A 14,937-nucleotide genomic window follows, 5' to 3' on the forward strand; every position below is an offset into this window, starting at 1 on the left:
TCACTCTGGCCTCGGGTAATTCATAGAAGAAAACACCTTCGCATCCCTTTCCCGTCTCTCGGCAGGTTTTCCGGACTTGAAGGTGTTTTCTCAGGATTAAGAGCAACCAGATATACGTTTATCATCCCGAACCGTTAGCGTTCTTGCTGCTCTTGCCCCGTGGCGATTGAACTACAAGACCTGAAAAATGCTCAAATTCGACCAAGTAGTGGGAGAAAACTGAGCGGTGCCCGCTGGAAGAGTGATAGATGCTGTCAAGGTTAACGTTGGAGTAGGTCCTGCGCCAGTCTTAATTAGACCACTGGATTCCTGTGTAAAGGCGCCAGAAGCAGTAACGCCTGCGTTTTTCTGCGTCCCAGTGCTTATATTTTGTTGAACGTTGTCCAGAAAAACCAATATCTGAGAGGCAGTGACAGGGCTAGTTCCAATCGATATCTGAATTCTTAAATTGAACGACACGAAGTAGATGCTATTGGGCAGCAACTGAATGCCGGTGCCGGCGTTCACTAAGGAGATACCAGTGCCATTAATAAAATTTGTTGTAAATGTAATATTTGTAGGTGTTGTTGTTACTGGACCCGAAGGGTAAAACATGGCATTGTTAGCCACAGGCCCCGTCGGGCCCGTCAAACCGGTTAAGCCCGTTGCGCCGGTTACCCCTGTCGCACCGGTTACTCCAGTTGCGCCCGTTCCTCCTGTCACCGCGCCCGTCACCCCGGTTAAGCCTGTTACTCCAGTCACGCCGGTCACACCCGTGGCGCCTGTTGCAGCACCTGTTACTCCTGTCATACCGGTGATGCCAGTCACCCCGGTCGCACCTGTTTCCCCGGTCGCTCCGGTCATACCCGATGCACCTGTCACACCTGTCGTGCCGGTCAGGCCGGTCGCTCCAGTCTCACCTGTTTCCCCGGTTTCGCCTGTAACACCTGTCACACCCGTGGTACCCGTTACCCCGGTGGCCCCTGTCTCGCCTGTAACACCTGTCACACCAGTTGAACCTGTCGCTCCCGTCGCTCCAGTTACTCCGGTCGCTCCTGTCTCACCCGTTGCGCCGGTCACGCCAGTGTCCCCGGTTATACCCGTCTCACCGGTTAGTCCCGTTGCTCCCGTCGCTCCTGTCTCACCGGTCATACCGGCTCCACCGGTTACACCTGTCTCACCGGTTAGTCCCGTCGCACCAGTAACACCCCTCTCACCGGTCAGCCCAGTCGCACCCGTCTCACCGGTCGCTCCAGTCGCACCTGTCTCACCGGTTGCCTGTGCCGCGCCAGTCACACCCATCGCACCTGTTAGCCCCGTCGCACCTGTTAGCCCGGTGGTGCCCGTTACCTTGGCTATGCCGGTCAACCCGGTTACCCCGGTTATGCCAGGCCCAGTCATCCCGCTTGCACCTTGCATTCCAACCGGGATCCAACCGCCGGGATATGTCACCCCGCCATCTTGACTGCTGCGATAAAACAAGGCCGGATTGGAGATATAAAGCTGCTGGACATAGTTGCCAACACGGGATACATATATCGTCCATACAGACGGGTGAGCGACCCCCGGAGGACCATTCACCGGCGCCCCCCCATTGGCGTCTCCCGAGCTATACACACCAGCACTATTGAAGCCATTCAAATCGCTGGTAGACGGTTCATTATTACTGATCGGAAAAACACCGGCTGTTACACCGAGCACCACATCTCCCGTTAACCCGTTGACACTAAGCACTCCCCCTGCCGGCCCTGTAACTCCGGTAGGTCCAATAGCACCAATAACAGGTTGAACGTTCGAAGCGGTCCGCAGCTTGGAATCCAGCATCATTTCCTGGCGGAACACCGTATCCAGCATGGATTGCATACTGCTGTTGACCTGAAGTACTTCGGCAAGCGTACTGGGAGTCGTTCCCGGAAGGGTGCCGAGTGCGAACTGAAGCTTCTCTCCTTCGGCATTGATGATATGCGCCAAGCCTAATTCCTCCATCGCAATGGAAGATACCAACAGATTGAGCACATCGTCTCGCGACAAGGATATTATTGGGGTGATATTTGGCAAATTAGGATTTGACAAGTGATTCCCTCCTTTTTCACAAGATGGACAAGGGACTTGTAGTCCCTTGTTCATCCCTTTTATTCTTCCTGTACAATTGCGATATCTGTCCGTTTAAGCAAAGCGTATAATACTCAAGTTGGACCGATCCGGAACAAAATTCGCCGTACCACTACTTAGAGTATAAATAGCAGCGATAGTCAAAACATTAGGGTTGGCGGCGGTAGGGATAAAACCATTTCCTTCTAGAGAAAAGTAAACGGTAGCTCCGGTTCCGCCATTTTTCTGTCCGGTAACCGTAATTGGCTGGACATTACCGTTCAAATTAACTACGATCTGTCCAGCGGTTACACTGTTTGCTTCATCCGATAACGCAATGGTTATGGTAAACGAGATATAATATAAGCTGTTTGGTGACAGATTTATGTTGCTTGCAGGTGTTCCAAGTTGAATTCCGCTGCCATTATTAAAATTTTCTGAAAATACAATAGGCGTTAGGGTTGAAGGGACAGCCACCGCAGTAGGTTCAAACATCGCATTGTTGCTAACAATAATAGGCCCCGTTATTCCAGTCGCCCCTGTAACACCCGTTGCACCCGTCACGCCTGTGGCCCCAGTCAAGCCAGTTGCTCCGCTCACACCCGTCGCACCCGTCGCGCCGGTCGCGCCGGTCATCCCGGTCTCTCCGGTCACTCCGGTCACACCCGTCTCCCCGGTCGCTCCGGTCATCCCGGTCTCTCCGGTCACTCCGGTCACACCCGTCACACCGGTTGCTCCGGTCATCCCGGTCTCTCCGGTCATGCCGGTCTCTCCAGTCACTCCGGTTGCTCCAGTCATGCCGGTCTCTCCGGTCATGCCGGTCTCTCCAGTCACTCCGGTCGCTCCAGTCATGCCGGTCTCTCCGGTCATGCCGGTCTCTCCAGTCGCTCCCGTCTCTCCAGTCACACCCGTCTCTCCGGTTACACCCGTCTCTCCGGTCACACCAGTGGCTCCTGTCACACCCGTCTCTCCGGTCATGCCGGTCTCTCCGGTCATACCCGTCACTCCGGTCATACCGGTCTCTCCGGTCATGCCGGTCTCTCCGGTCATACCCGTCACTCCGGTCATACCGGTCTCTCCGGTCATGCCGGTTTCTCCGGTCATACCGGTCTCTCCGGTCACACCGGTGGCTCCGGTCACACCCGTCTCTCCGGTCACACCGGTGGCTCCGGTCACACCTGTCTCTCCGGTCACGCCCGTTGCACCAGTCACACCCGTCGCCCCGGTTACACCTGTCGCCCCGGTTACACCTGTCGCTCCAGTCTCGCCGGTGGCTCCGGTTATGCCCTGCGCACCAATTTCTTCCCAAGGCGACCAGGTCTGCCCATTGTCCGGGCTGCTGCGGTAATACAATACCGGATTGGAAATATACAACTGCTGGATGTATGCTCCTACCTGGGAGACATAAATCGTCCATACCGGAGGATGGTCAACTCCTGGCGGACCATTCAGCGGTGCCCCCCCATTGGGATCTCCCGAGCTATACACCCCTGCATTTATTAATTGATCTAAGTCTTGCGTAGACGGTTCATCATTGTTGATCGGAAAAACACCGGCGGTTGCACCCAGCACAACATCGCCTGTCAAACCATTGACGCTGCTTACCTCACCAGCTAATCCGGTTATCCCTGTGGCTCCTGTTGGCCCGGGTAATGACGGGATAGCAGCAGCGGTTTTCAGTTTCGAATCCAGCATCATTTCCTGACGGAATATGGTATCAAGCATGGACTGCGTGCTGCTGTTGACCTGAAGAACCTCCGCAAGCGTAGAGGGTGTGATACCCGGAAGGGTACCTAAGGCAAACTGGATTTTTTCCCCTTCGGCATTAATAACATGCGCCAGGCCCAACTCTTCCATCGCAATGGAAGAGAACAGCATATTAAGCACATCGTCTCGTGATAAGGTGATCGTTGGCGTAATGTTGGGCAGATTTGGATTGGACAATCTAACTCCTCCTTCTTATGCAAGTTAGAATATTATAGTTCAGGCTAATGCTTATGGTGTCAGGCATATTGTTCAATTTAGCAGTGTTCTCGATATAAAAGAGCCTGTTTATCCTACAGCCACAACCCCCGGCGAAACGAAACAAGCGCCTGATTCATGCCATACGGCAGAATCGGCGCTTGTTTATCGCGTTATAGGCTGGTCCAGGTATTAGAGCCTCTTGAATAAGCCTTATTAATATTATTATTTACGCAGGTTATGCTGTGAAATCAGACGGTTCTGATCATCGGGCAGGCGGGCTGTGCTCTCGTCAACCGGTCCCTTTGTACGGTTATTTCCGGCCTTTTCCTCTACAAATTCGCGGATCGTCTGATTTTGAAATTCGGCGGCTTCTTTGGCATTCGGATTCTGATCCTGCCTTGCATCGCTGCTTTTACTCAAATCATCCACCTCCTGGTTATAGATTATAAGTATTTTACCCGTTCCCCCGAAGCCCAAACATCCAATCCGCCGCCTGCGCTTCCGGAATAAATTTGTCTGCGCCTCTTTGCAAACCCTGCTGCCCCATGGTATCCTAAGTGACAAATAGTGAAACGTGCTGACGGGACCAGTAAGAATTGGCGTATATTCGTGTGCAGAGAGTAGATTCCTGAAGGGTGGGAGAATCTACCGCGAATGACCATTCTGAATCCTACCCCTGAGCGGCCTGCCATGCAGGACGGATACTCCCGTTATGAGAATGAAGTCGGATGAACCCTCATCAATGAAGGTGGTACCGCGGAAGTTAATCAAGCTTTCGTCCTTTAAGTCTAAGGATGGGGGCTTTTTGTCATTTTCGGGCTTAACAGGTATTAATACTCGAGAGGAAAGTGAAAGACAATGACAACAAGAGTTGTGGTCAAAATCGGCAGCAGCTCGCTCACGGGTCCCGAAGGCGGCCTCAACCGTGAGGCTGTAGCCTTCTTCGCAGCCGAGATTGCCGCCCTCCGTGAGGAAGGCTGTGAAGTGCTGCTGGTCACCTCCGGGGCGGTCGCTGCCGGATTCCGGGGCATCGGTTATTCCTCCCGCCCCAGATTGCTGCATGAGAAGCAGGCGGCCGCAGCGGTAGGACAGGTTATGCTGATGCAGGCCTATCAGGAGGCCTTCGCAGAGCATGGCATTCCCACTGCACAAATTCTCCTGACCCGCACAGACTTCTGCAGCCGCCGGGCCATGAACAATGCCATGATGACGGTGGAAGAATTACTCCGGCAAGGCGCAGTGCCCGTGTTCAACGAGAACGATACCGTGTCGGTGGATGAGCTTAAATTCGGGGACAATGATACCTTGTCGGCGCTGGTCGCCAATCTACTGAAGGCCTCGCACCTGCTGGTGCTGACCGATATGGACGGTGTCTACAGCGGCGATCCACGCAAGCACCCGGATGCAGTGCGGTATCAGCACATTGAAGAGATTACGCCTGAGATCTATGCCATTGCAGGCGGGGCAGGCTCCAGCGTGGGAACCGGCGGCATGCGCTCCAAGATCGATGCGGCCAAGATTGCTACGCGGGGCGGCGTCCCGGTCTTCGTGGGCCGGGTGACAGAGCCCGGGGATTTATCCATGGCTGCGGCCGGAACGGGCAAAGGCACTTATTTTGCCACCACACTATCTTCTCTGCCCGTCAAAAAACAGTGGCTGGGCTTCATGTCCACCCCGCTTGGTTCACTGTATGTCGATGACGGAGCCGTTGAAGCTCTGCTGCATGGAGGGCATAGCCTGCTGCCGGTCGGGGTCAGACGAATTGAGGGCAGCTTCCATTCCGGAGATGTCGTCGAAGTGCTTGGCCCGGATGCGAAGCTGCTGGGACGGGGCATCGTCAATTATGATGACACCCAGCTCCGCAGCATTCAGGGGCTTCCCAGCCGCGAGATTGTTCCGAGGCTCGGTGAAGTACACCGGCTGGAGGTTATCCACCGAGACGAGTGGATTACGCTGCGTTAATCTCACACAACTTTTAAGGAGGAATAAGCATGAGTGAAGTGGTACACAAGACAACGCTGGCCAAAGCAACCACAGGGGTACTCGCAAGCCTGACTACCGGGCAGAAGAATGAAGCCCTGCTTGCGATGGCTGCCGCCCTGCGCGCAGAGGCCGAGTACCTTATTGCCGCCAACGCCGAAGACCTGGAGCGGGGACGGTTAAACGGAACACCGGAATCGATGCTTGACCGGCTGGCCCTGGATACGGGCCGGATTGACAGCATCGCCGAAGGCTTGCAGCAGATCGCCGTACTGCCTGATCCGGTTGGCGACAATCTGGAGACGATTGAACGACCTAACGGTCTGCACATCGAGAAGGTGCGGGTTCCGCTTGGAGTGATCGGCATTATCTATGAAGCACGCCCCAACGTCACCGTTGACGCTGCCGGGCTATGTCTCAAGACCGGCAATGCAGTGGTGCTGCGCGGCGGCTCCTCCGCCCTCTCCTCCAACCGCGCCATCGCCAAGGTGCTGCACCGCGCGCTTGCGGATACCGCCCTCCCGCCGGATGCCTTGCAGCTGATCGAAGATCCGAACCGCTCTTCTGTCGATGAGATGCTGAAGCTGAACGGGCTGCTGGATGTTATCATCCCGCGCGGGGGAAGCTCTCTGATTCAGAATGTGGTGATGAATGCCACCGTACCCGTTATTGAAACCGGCGCAGGCATATGCCATACTTATCTGGATGCAAGTGCCAACCCGGAAATGGCGCAGCGCATTAGCGTAAATGCTAAGGCACAGCGGCCTTCGGTCTGCAATTCAATGGAGACGCTGCTGGTTCACCGCGCTTACGCCGAAGAGCATCTGGCCGCACTCGCTGAAGCCTTCCGTGAGGCCCGTGTGGAACTGCGCGGCTGCCAGGATACCGTGGCCCTTATCCCGTGGGCTGTGCCTGCCGCGCCGGAGGACTTCGCCACAGAATACAACGATTATATTCTTAACATCCGTATCGTGGACACGCTTGAAGAGGCTCTTGGGCATATCGCAGAGTTCGGCACCAAGCATTCCGAGTGTATTGTGACTGAAGACGCTGCGAATGCAGCCCGCTTCCTGCAGGAGGTGGATGCTGCGGCGGTGTACCACAATGCCTCTACCCGGTTCACGGACGGCTTTGAATTCGGCTTCGGCGCCGAGATCGGCATCAGCACCCAGAAGCTCCACGCCCGCGGGCCTATGGGACTACCTGCACTCACTTCAACCAAATATATGATTCACGGCTCCGGCCAAATCAGGGGTTAACTCACTCAACTTATAGGGGGACTGCCAGCCATGTGCCAGCAACCAGCAATTCCGCTCATCAATCATAATATCGTTTTTTATGGCGCAGGCTCGATGGCTGAGGCCATTGTGCGGGGATTGATCGCCCGGAATGTAGTGGAATCGGATCGAATAATTATGCTGAACCGCAGCAGCAGCGAACGTCTGGCTGAACTCCGCAGCCGGTACGGCGTACTCGGCTATAACGCTCCCGAGTCCAAGCTCGAAGCCCTGCGTACTGCGCCGGTCATCGTTCTGGCCATGAAGCCCAAAGACGCTGCCGAAGCACTCCGTTCACTGGGCCCGCTGCTGTCGCCGGATCAGCTCGTCATCTCCGTAATTGCCGGGCTTACCATCCGTACGATGCAAGGCCTGCTGGGTAAACCGCAGCCTGTGGTGCGCTCCATGCCCAATACCTCAAGCTCCATCGGCCTTGGTGCTACCGGGATCGCCTTCTCCAAGGAGGTTGGCGAGGACAGCCGCCGCACTACCCTTAATATCTTCGAAGCGGTCGGCTTGACAGCGGTCATTGACGAAGAACGGATGGAGACCTTAACCGGGATCTCCGGCAGCGGACCGGCTTACATCTATTACATGATGGAGGCGATGATTGCCGCCGGAATCCGCGGAGGACTGCCGCTTGCGCAGAGCCGTGAGCTGACGGTCCAGACGGTGCTGGGCGCAGCCCGCATGGTTCAGCAGACCGGCGAAGAGCCTGCCGCCTTGCGCAAGAAGGTCACTTCACCGAATGGATCTACGCAAGCGGCAATTGAAGTGCTGGAGCGCGGAGACTTCTTCGAGACCGTCATTGCTGCCGTTAACCGCTGCGCGGAACGCTCGCGCGAGATGGGCTCGGCCCTGGAGCAGGAGCTGCACTAATTTTTTTGGCCTAGTTATTGATTACTTTCCACAACTTTTTACGACAACATAGCAGCCCGCAGTTCCTTCGAAGTGAAGGGACTGCGGGCTGTTCGCAGGTTGTGAGGCCTTATCCCGCCAGCTTTCAGCTAACTCCCAAGCAGCAAATACAAAAAGGTGTTCCTTAAGCCACATACATGACTTAAGAAACACCTTAACCAGCCAGGCCTTGCCCTGGACAAGCATATATCTACCTCGCTCCGCTCAACGTCCTCCGCCCCGGAATTTCTGGGAATAGGCTTTGACATCCTGGGCATTCTTCACCCGGTTGCGGGCCCATTCCAGCAGAATGCGGTCTATGTACCGGAAATGAACCTTCCCGGCAAAGACCGACTCCTTCAGCGCGAGCAGGATCAGTTCCTCGGGATAGCGGTCTTCATCCACCCAGCTGGAGATGGATTCGCATTCCATCGGTGACAGCGGACGGCCGAATTCCTTCTCGAAAATGCTGAACAGACTGCGGCTCTCCTCGGCGTCTTGACCCGCCGGTGCTGCCGGGCGGCCATACCCCCCTTCCGGGGCGGGAGCCCCGGAGTGATGAGCGGCTGCCCTTGAACCCGGCTCATTCCCAGTCCGGGCCGGCTTCTCCTGAGGATTCGCTGTCTGCGCAATTTCCGCCAGATAAGCACCCAGCTTCGCATATAAGCCGGAGAAGTTATAACGCTCATAATGGATGTCCCTCAGCTCGTCGTTATCTCCGTCAATGCTGATGAACCCTTCCTTCATGAGCTTCTGCAGCTCTCCGGCAATTACCGGAATACTGCGCCCGGTTACAGCCTGCAGCTCCTCCAGAGAAGGGAAATCAATTCCCTCCACCTGTCTGAAGGAGAGCAGATGAATCAGCAGCATCGCTTCGCTGCCGGTCAGATTCAGCTTCCGGTAATATTTCAGGAGTGCATAAGGAATGACGGCCATTCCGTTCTCCAGGCCGAAGGCTGCGCCTTCGCCCCAGGTATTCCAACCTTTTCCGTCCATACTTAAGCCCCCTTTCCCTATTCTTAAGGGTAAAGACGGTAGAGTGTACGAGGGAAGGCAATCGTCTCACGGACGTGGTCCAGACCGCAGATCCAGGCCACTGTACGCTCCAGCCCCAGACCGAAGCCGGAGTGTGGAACCGTGCCGTAGGTGCGCAGATCCATGTACCATTTGTAGGTGTCCATCGACAGGTTATGTTCCTTGAAGCGGGCTTCCAGCAGCGCCGGATCATCGATACGCTGTGATCCGCCGATAATCTCCCCGTAGCCTTCAGGAGCGATCATATCCGCGCACAGCACTACTTCCGGACGATCAGGATGCGGCTTCATATAGAAGGCCTTGAAGGAAGCCGGGTAGTGGGTGATGAAGACCGGTCTGTCGCTCATCTCGGCAATCGCCGTTTCATGAGGAGCCCCGAAATCATCGCCCCAGGCAATTTCATAGCCTTTTTCATTCAGGAACTTGATGGCATCATCATAGCTGATGCGCGGGAACGGCGCTTTGATATTCTCCAGCTTCGAGACATCGCGGCCCACCGCCTCCAGCTCAGCACGGCAATTCGTAAGCACGGACTGCACGACGAAGCTGATGAACTCCTCCTGCACGCACAGGCTCTCTTCATGATCAGTGAAGGCCATTTCCGGCTCAATCATCCAGAACTCGATCAAGTGACGGCGGGTCTTGGATTTCTCTGCCCGGAAAGTAGGGCCGAATGAATAGACGCGTCCCAGAGCCATGGCGGCGGCTTCCATGTACAGCTGTCCGCTTTGGGTCAGATAGGCGTCCTCATCAAAATATTTGGTGTGGAACAGGTTGGTCGTGCCTTCCGCTGACGTAGGTGTCAGAATCGGCGGATCTACCTTCGTGAAGCCGCGCTCATTGAAGAACTGCTGAACCGCGCGGATAATCTCCGCACGAATGACCATGACCGCCCGCTGCTTGGAGGAACGCAGCCAGAGATGACGGTGATCCATCAGGAAGTCAACGCCATGCTCCTTCGGTGTAATTGGATAATTCTCGGTAAGATGCAGGACCTCAATGCCTGTAACCGTCATCTCGTAGCCGGACTGGCTGCGGGGCTCCTCACGGATGATTCCGGTCACATACAGCGAGCTCTCCTGGGTCAGGCTCTTGGCATCATCCCAGACCTGCTCAGGGACTTCTGATTTCACCACAACCCCCTGGATATAACCGGTACCGTCACGAAGCTGCAGGAACTGAATTTTACCGCTGGAGCGCTTGTTGTTGACCCAACATCCGATGACAACACTCTCTCCGACATGCTCATTCACGTTCTTGATTACACTCTTATTAGCCATGCCTGTAATCTCTCCTCTAATTTAGCTGTTCATTCCCTGCACAAGGCGATAGGTATCGCGTGCAATCACCAGCTCTTCGTTCGTTGGAACCACAAGCACCTGTACCTTGGAATCAGCCTTAGAGATACGGCGCGGATCGCCGGAGCGGACCTTGTTGGCTTCAGCATCCAGTTCGATTCCGAGGAACGTAAGGTTGTTCAGTACTTTTTCGCGCAGCAGGGAAGCATTCTCGCCCACACCTGCAGTAAACACGATAACGTCTACGCCGTTCATGGCAGCTGCGTAAGAACCGATATATTTACGCAAACGGTACTCGTACATTTCAAAAGCAAGCGTAGAATTAGGCTCGCCTTTCTCCGCACCGTCAATAATATCACGCATGTCACTGCTAACGCCAGAAATAGCCAGGAGTCCGCTGTGCTTGTTCAGCATGGAATTCACTTCACCGACAGACAGCTCTTCTTTATTCATTACATAAGGAACAATGGCCGGGTCAAGATCTCCACTGCGGGTACCCATCATCAGACCCTCCAGCGGTGTCATACCCATGGAAGTATCTACGGATATACCGCCATCTACTGCAGTTACACTGGCACCGTTACCGATGTGACAAGTGATAATCTTCAGCTCATTAAGCGGACGTTCCAGATAATCAGCCGCTGCTTTGCTGACGAAATCATGGGAAGTTCCGTGTGCACCATAACGGCGGACCTTGTATTTATTGTACAGCACTCTTGGAATGGCATACATATAAGCCTTCTCAGGCATTGTCTGATGGAAGGCAGTATCGAATACAACAACCTGCGGCACACCAGGCATGTTATTCTCAGATGCGGTAATCCCCATCATCGCAGCCGGGTTATGCAGCGGCGCAAGGTCGAACAGCTGGCGGATCTTGGTCTTCGCATCGGCATCGACCAGTGCGGAGGATTTGAAGAATTCCCCCCCGTGCACTACACGGTGGCCCACAGCATTAATCTCATCGGTGGAAGCGATAACGCCATGCTCTTTGTCTGTCAGACAGGCAAGCACTTTGCGGATGGCTGTATTGTGCTCCAGAATTTCGCTTACTTCGGTTACTTCCTGCTTGCCGGTCGGCTTGTGATTCAGAATGGAAGAATCCATACCGATACGTTCTACCAGCCCTTTGGCGAGTACAGATTCATCTGTCATATTGTACAGCTGGTATTTCAATGAGGAACTGCCGGAGTTAATTACTAAGATATTCATATACGGTCACCATCCTTGTCATACTTGAAGAAGCCTTCGCCCGATTTCGCACCCAGTTGTCCTGCACGTACCATCTTCTTGAGGATTGTCGAAGGACGGTACTTGAGCTCGCCGTATTCACGGAACATATTCTCAAGTGCGGCAAGCACGGAATCCAGACCGAAGCGGTCTGCCATTTCAAGCGGCCCGTTCTGGAACTGGTAGCCGATGCGCATAGCGTCATCAATATCTTCAGGAGAGGCAACCCCTTCCTGCAGCACATGCATAGCCTCGTTAATGAACAGGCAAATGAGGCGCGAAGATACAAATCCGGGGGATTCGTAGATCATAACGCCTTTTTTCTCTACAATCTCATCGACAAAGGCTTTGGTATCTTCAAATGTGCTGTCCGAGGTTTTCAGACCGCGCACAATTTCAACCAGGTCCACCTTCCCTACAGGGTGTATGAAGTGCATGCCGATCACGCGTTCCGGATACATTGTAGAGCTTGCAAGCTCCGTCAAGCTAAGGGTTGACGTATTGCTGGCAAGAATAATGTGGCTCGGGCACACCTGATCCAGCTGATTGAATACCTTTTGCTTGGCTTCCAGATCTTCAACGATGGTCTCAATGACCATATCGCAAGAGCTGAGTTCAGCGAAATGTGTAACCTTTTGGATACGGGCCAGGATCAGCTTTTTCTCCGCCTGGGTAATCGCCCATTTCTCCAGCTGTTTGTCGAGACTGGTCTCGATCATTTCGTAGGAGTAGTTCAGCCGTTCTGCAGTTTTCTCCACCAGCATGACATCCAGGCCTTTGGCTGCCAGCATTTCGGCAATCCCTTGTCCCATTGTGCCTCCGCCGATGACACCGATCTTCTTAAAATTCATGTAAAAGTCTCCATCCTTTCAGGTATCTATACTTCTGTATTGTACCTTCTCTGTCGAAAAAAATAAGTAGCCCGACATATAATGATATCTTAGCATGTCTGAAAAGTAAAAAAAAATAACCGGCATAAAGAATTATGCCGGTAAAAGGACACTGTCACGAAATTGACAACGAAATTGCTCTCCGGAGAGAACTTCTTCCTTCATTAAAATGTCAAGGGAGTAATCAAATATATTTCTCTGCTGCTCCAGCAGGTCCTTTGTACGGATCATCAGATCATCCAGTATTTTACTGTTTTCCTTCATTAGCTCTTCAGTGGTAACCATTTGCAGATTCGCAATGCCGAGCGAGGTAAGCCCTGACTTCATCATGGTCTCAACAATATTCAGCGCCTGGTCGAAATCGCCGCGGGAACCGGTACTGCGTCCGCCGTAATACATCTCTTCCGCAGCAGCTCCGCCCAGGGCAATCATAATCTGATGCTCCAGATAGTCCTTCGTGTACAGATACTGCTCGGTCTGAGGATTATGCCGTACATAACCGAGTGCCTGTCCGCGCGGGGTGAGTGTGACCTGGCTTACGCTTCCGGGACGCAGCAGCTCAGCCATAATAGCATGTCCAAGCTCATGGATCGCTACCCGCTTCTTCTCTTCATGGTTGGTCTCACGGTCGGTCTTCTCGCCCATCATGACCTTGTCGATCGCCATCGACAGATGACGCTGCTCCACCAGGGTCAGATTCTCACGCATCATGTAGATTGCGGCTTCGTTCATCACGCTCTCCAGCTGCGCACCCGAGAAGCCGTAAGCTTCTTCGGCGATTTTATCCAGATTCACGGTGTCATGCAGCGGCTTGTTCTTGGCATGCAGATCGAGAATCGACTTGCGTCCCTTCTTGTCAGGCATATCGACCTGGATGTGGCGGTCAAAACGGCCCGGACGCAGCAGCGCAGAATCAAGCATCTCCTTGCGGTTCGTTGCGGCTACCAGCAGAATGCGCGGGGTATCATTGTTATAAATCCCGTCCATCTCGGTCAGCAGCTGATTGAGCGTCTGATCATACTCACGCTGTTGCCCGCCTTCGCGCTTCCCGCCGATAACGTCAATTTCATCAATGAAAATAATTGCGCTTTGCTTATTCTCCTTGAGCGCGCGCGTACGGGCATCCTTGAACAGATCGCGTACGCGTCCGGCGCCGACGCCGACGTACATCTCAACGAATTCACTACCCGAAGCAGCTACAAACACGGAGTTAGTATAATGCGCCGCAGCCTTGGCCATCAGCGTCTTCCCGGTTCCCGGAGGGCCTGTAAGCAGAATCCCCTTCAGCGGGCGAATCCCGAACTTGCTGATTTCTTCATGCCGGATCAGGAAATCCAGCGCTTCACGCAGCTCCTGCTTGGCATTGTCCTGTCCGCCGATCTCTTCAAAGGTCAGCTTGGAGGGGCCGTTCTTCTTGCGCTTCTTATCCGCACCTGCATTAACTGTCAGACCGCCGCGGGCGTGGGCAATGAACAGGAGCGCGGCAACCATGCCCAGTGCTATGATTACAGGAAAGATATTAATCCCCACAAAAGCCATAAAAATCAGCATGACCGGAACGAATCCGGCTACAACCTCTTTCCAGTACTTAGGCATGGTTCCACACTCCCATCTTGGCTGCTGCACGCGGCAGAATGATGAATTTGCTCTCTGTGCCGTTGCTCAGGCTTACATACACATTGTTGTCGTCAATCTCTGTGGCGGCTGTAACCCCGCTGTACTTGCTGTCCTGCTCCTTCAGTCCATCCAGCTTCGCTGGTATCAATGTATACTTCCGGCTCTCCATCGCTTCCGCTACAGAGAACATTGCTTTATCCCAGTATTCATCCAGCAGCTCGCTCGGCTTCTGCTCTACATCCAGCTTGAGGGTCCGGCCATCGATGGCGGCGCTGCCTTCCTTCGATACATACTGCACCAGCTCACGTAATTTCGTGCCCGGCTGCAAATCCAGTTTCAAAGTGACTTCATTGCGTTTAATAGTAATATGGGAATCCTTCACTCCCTCGTAGGATGATACCAGCTTCTGTAGCGGCTCCTGCACCACGAATTGACGGTAGGAATACCAGCCACCAAACAATAATGCAGCAGACAGCAGAGACGTTAGCAGTACAGGCATAAGACGCAGTTTCAAGAAACGTCCTCCTCTCAATAATGACCGAGCATAACTCTATAATAAAGACCAGCCAGCGTGTCTAGCGCCTATCCGAGACTGACATGCTCTTAAGCATGTCTTAATACAAGTAGTAGTATATCACAGGTGTATATACGATTTTACATAAAGTTGTGAATATATTT

12 protein-coding genes are annotated in these 14,937 nt (G+C 53.9%); 3 read left to right on the top strand and 9 right to left on the bottom strand.

Annotation, left to right across the window (positions count from 1 at the left end; genetic code table 11):
• Window positions 1-171: 171 nt before the first annotated feature.
• The 3 genes from MHH28_RS10505 to MHH28_RS10515 all read right to left on the bottom strand — a co-directional run bounded on the left by MHH28_RS10505 (window position 172) and on the right by MHH28_RS10515 (window position 4,455).
• Window positions 172-2,052: a collagen-like protein gene (locus tag MHH28_RS10505; protein WP_405114616.1), complete on the bottom strand. Its 1,881-nt coding sequence runs from the start codon at window positions 2,050-2,052 to the stop codon at window positions 172-174.
• Between the two features lie 93 nt (window positions 2,053-2,145).
• Window positions 2,146-4,014, bottom strand: a complete 1,869-nt coding sequence (locus MHH28_RS10510; protein WP_405114618.1) for a collagen-like protein — start codon at window positions 4,012-4,014, stop codon at window positions 2,146-2,148.
• Between the two features lie 243 nt (window positions 4,015-4,257).
• The gene (locus MHH28_RS10515) at window positions 4,258-4,455 is read right to left on the bottom strand and encodes a hypothetical protein (protein WP_405114620.1); all 198 of its coding nucleotides are present in this window, start codon (window positions 4,453-4,455) and stop codon (window positions 4,258-4,260) included.
• Between the two features lie 438 nt (window positions 4,456-4,893).
• On the opposite strand from MHH28_RS10515, the gene proB reads away from it, so the two are divergent.
• From proB to proC, 3 genes are read left to right on the top strand one after another with little or no spacing between them, the layout of a single operon-like run.
• Window positions 4,894-5,997 carry a glutamate 5-kinase gene (gene proB / locus MHH28_RS10520; protein ID WP_405114622.1) on the top strand — a complete coding sequence of 368 codons (1,104 nt, stop codon included), beginning with the start codon at window positions 4,894-4,896 and terminating at the stop codon, window positions 5,995-5,997.
• A gap of 29 nt (window positions 5,998-6,026) precedes the next feature.
• Entirely contained in the window at window positions 6,027-7,274 is a 1,248-nt protein-coding gene (locus MHH28_RS10525) for a glutamate-5-semialdehyde dehydrogenase (RefSeq protein ID WP_405114624.1), read from the top strand.
• Window positions 7,275-7,304: 30 nt separating this feature from the next.
• Entirely contained in the window at window positions 7,305-8,171 is an 867-nt protein-coding gene (proC, locus tag MHH28_RS10530) for a pyrroline-5-carboxylate reductase (RefSeq protein ID WP_405114626.1), read from the top strand.
• A gap of 243 nt (window positions 8,172-8,414) precedes the next feature.
• Here the strand turns inward: proC and MHH28_RS10535 are convergent, their stop codons facing one another.
• From MHH28_RS10535 to MHH28_RS10560, 6 genes are all read right to left on the bottom strand, one after another.
• Window positions 8,415-9,185, bottom strand: coding sequence for a DnaD domain protein (locus MHH28_RS10535; RefSeq protein WP_405114628.1), 771 nt, complete (start codon window positions 9,183-9,185; stop codon window positions 8,415-8,417).
• Window positions 9,186-9,208: 23 nt separating this feature from the next.
• Window positions 9,209-10,504, bottom strand: a complete 1,296-nt coding sequence (gene asnS / locus MHH28_RS10540; protein ID WP_405114631.1) for an asparagine--tRNA ligase — start codon at window positions 10,502-10,504, stop codon at window positions 9,209-9,211.
• A gap of 21 nt (window positions 10,505-10,525) precedes the next feature.
• Window positions 10,526-11,734 (bottom strand): acetate/propionate family kinase, encoded by a 1,209-nt coding sequence (locus tag MHH28_RS10545; RefSeq protein WP_405114633.1) that lies wholly within the window; start codon window positions 11,732-11,734, stop codon window positions 10,526-10,528.
• Window positions 11,731-12,603, bottom strand: a complete 873-nt coding sequence (locus tag MHH28_RS10550; RefSeq protein ID WP_036698052.1) for a 3-hydroxyacyl-CoA dehydrogenase family protein — start codon at window positions 12,601-12,603, stop codon at window positions 11,731-11,733. Before MHH28_RS10550 ends, MHH28_RS10545 begins: the two co-directional genes overlap by 4 nt.
• A 132-nt stretch (window positions 12,604-12,735) precedes the next feature.
• Window positions 12,736-14,238 carry an AAA family ATPase gene (locus MHH28_RS10555; RefSeq protein WP_405114635.1) on the bottom strand — a complete coding sequence of 501 codons (1,503 nt, stop codon included), beginning with the start codon at window positions 14,236-14,238 and terminating at the stop codon, window positions 12,736-12,738.
• Window positions 14,231-14,773 carry a hypothetical protein gene (locus MHH28_RS10560; protein WP_405114637.1) on the bottom strand — a complete coding sequence of 181 codons (543 nt, stop codon included), beginning with the start codon at window positions 14,771-14,773 and terminating at the stop codon, window positions 14,231-14,233. The genes MHH28_RS10555 and MHH28_RS10560 overlap by 8 nt, the downstream gene beginning before the upstream one ends.
• Window positions 14,774-14,937 lie beyond the last annotated feature (164 nt).

The sequence above is a fragment of the Paenibacillus sp. FSL K6-1217 genome, assembly GCF_045040735.1.
Lineage (GTDB): Bacteria > Bacillota > Bacilli > Paenibacillales > Paenibacillaceae > Paenibacillus_AQ.

What these genes read in the sequence shown, in the direction of transcription:
- proB (WP_405114622.1), top strand. Translation starts at nt 4,894, where the DNA reads ATGACAACAAGAGTTGTGGTCAAAATCGGCAGCAGCTCGCTCACGGGT.
- MHH28_RS10550 (WP_036698052.1), bottom strand. Translation starts at nt 12,603, where the DNA reads ATGAATTTTAAGAAGATCGGTGTCATCGGCGGAGGCACAATGGGACAA.
- asnS (WP_405114631.1), bottom strand. Translation starts at nt 10,504, where the DNA reads ATGGCTAATAAGAGTGTAATCAAGAACGTGAATGAGCATGTCGGAGAG.
- MHH28_RS10555 (WP_405114635.1), bottom strand. Translation starts at nt 14,238, where the DNA reads ATGCCTAAGTACTGGAAAGAGGTTGTAGCCGGATTCGTTCCGGTCATG.
- MHH28_RS10545 (WP_405114633.1), bottom strand. Translation starts at nt 11,734, where the DNA reads ATGAATATCTTAGTAATTAACTCCGGCAGTTCCTCATTGAAATACCAG.
- MHH28_RS10525 (WP_405114624.1), top strand. Translation starts at nt 6,027, where the DNA reads ATGAGTGAAGTGGTACACAAGACAACGCTGGCCAAAGCAACCACAGGG.
- MHH28_RS10535 (WP_405114628.1), bottom strand. Translation starts at nt 9,185, where the DNA reads ATGGACGGAAAAGGTTGGAATACCTGGGGCGAAGGCGCAGCCTTCGGC.
- proC (WP_405114626.1), top strand. Translation starts at nt 7,305, where the DNA reads ATGTGCCAGCAACCAGCAATTCCGCTCATCAATCATAATATCGTTTTT.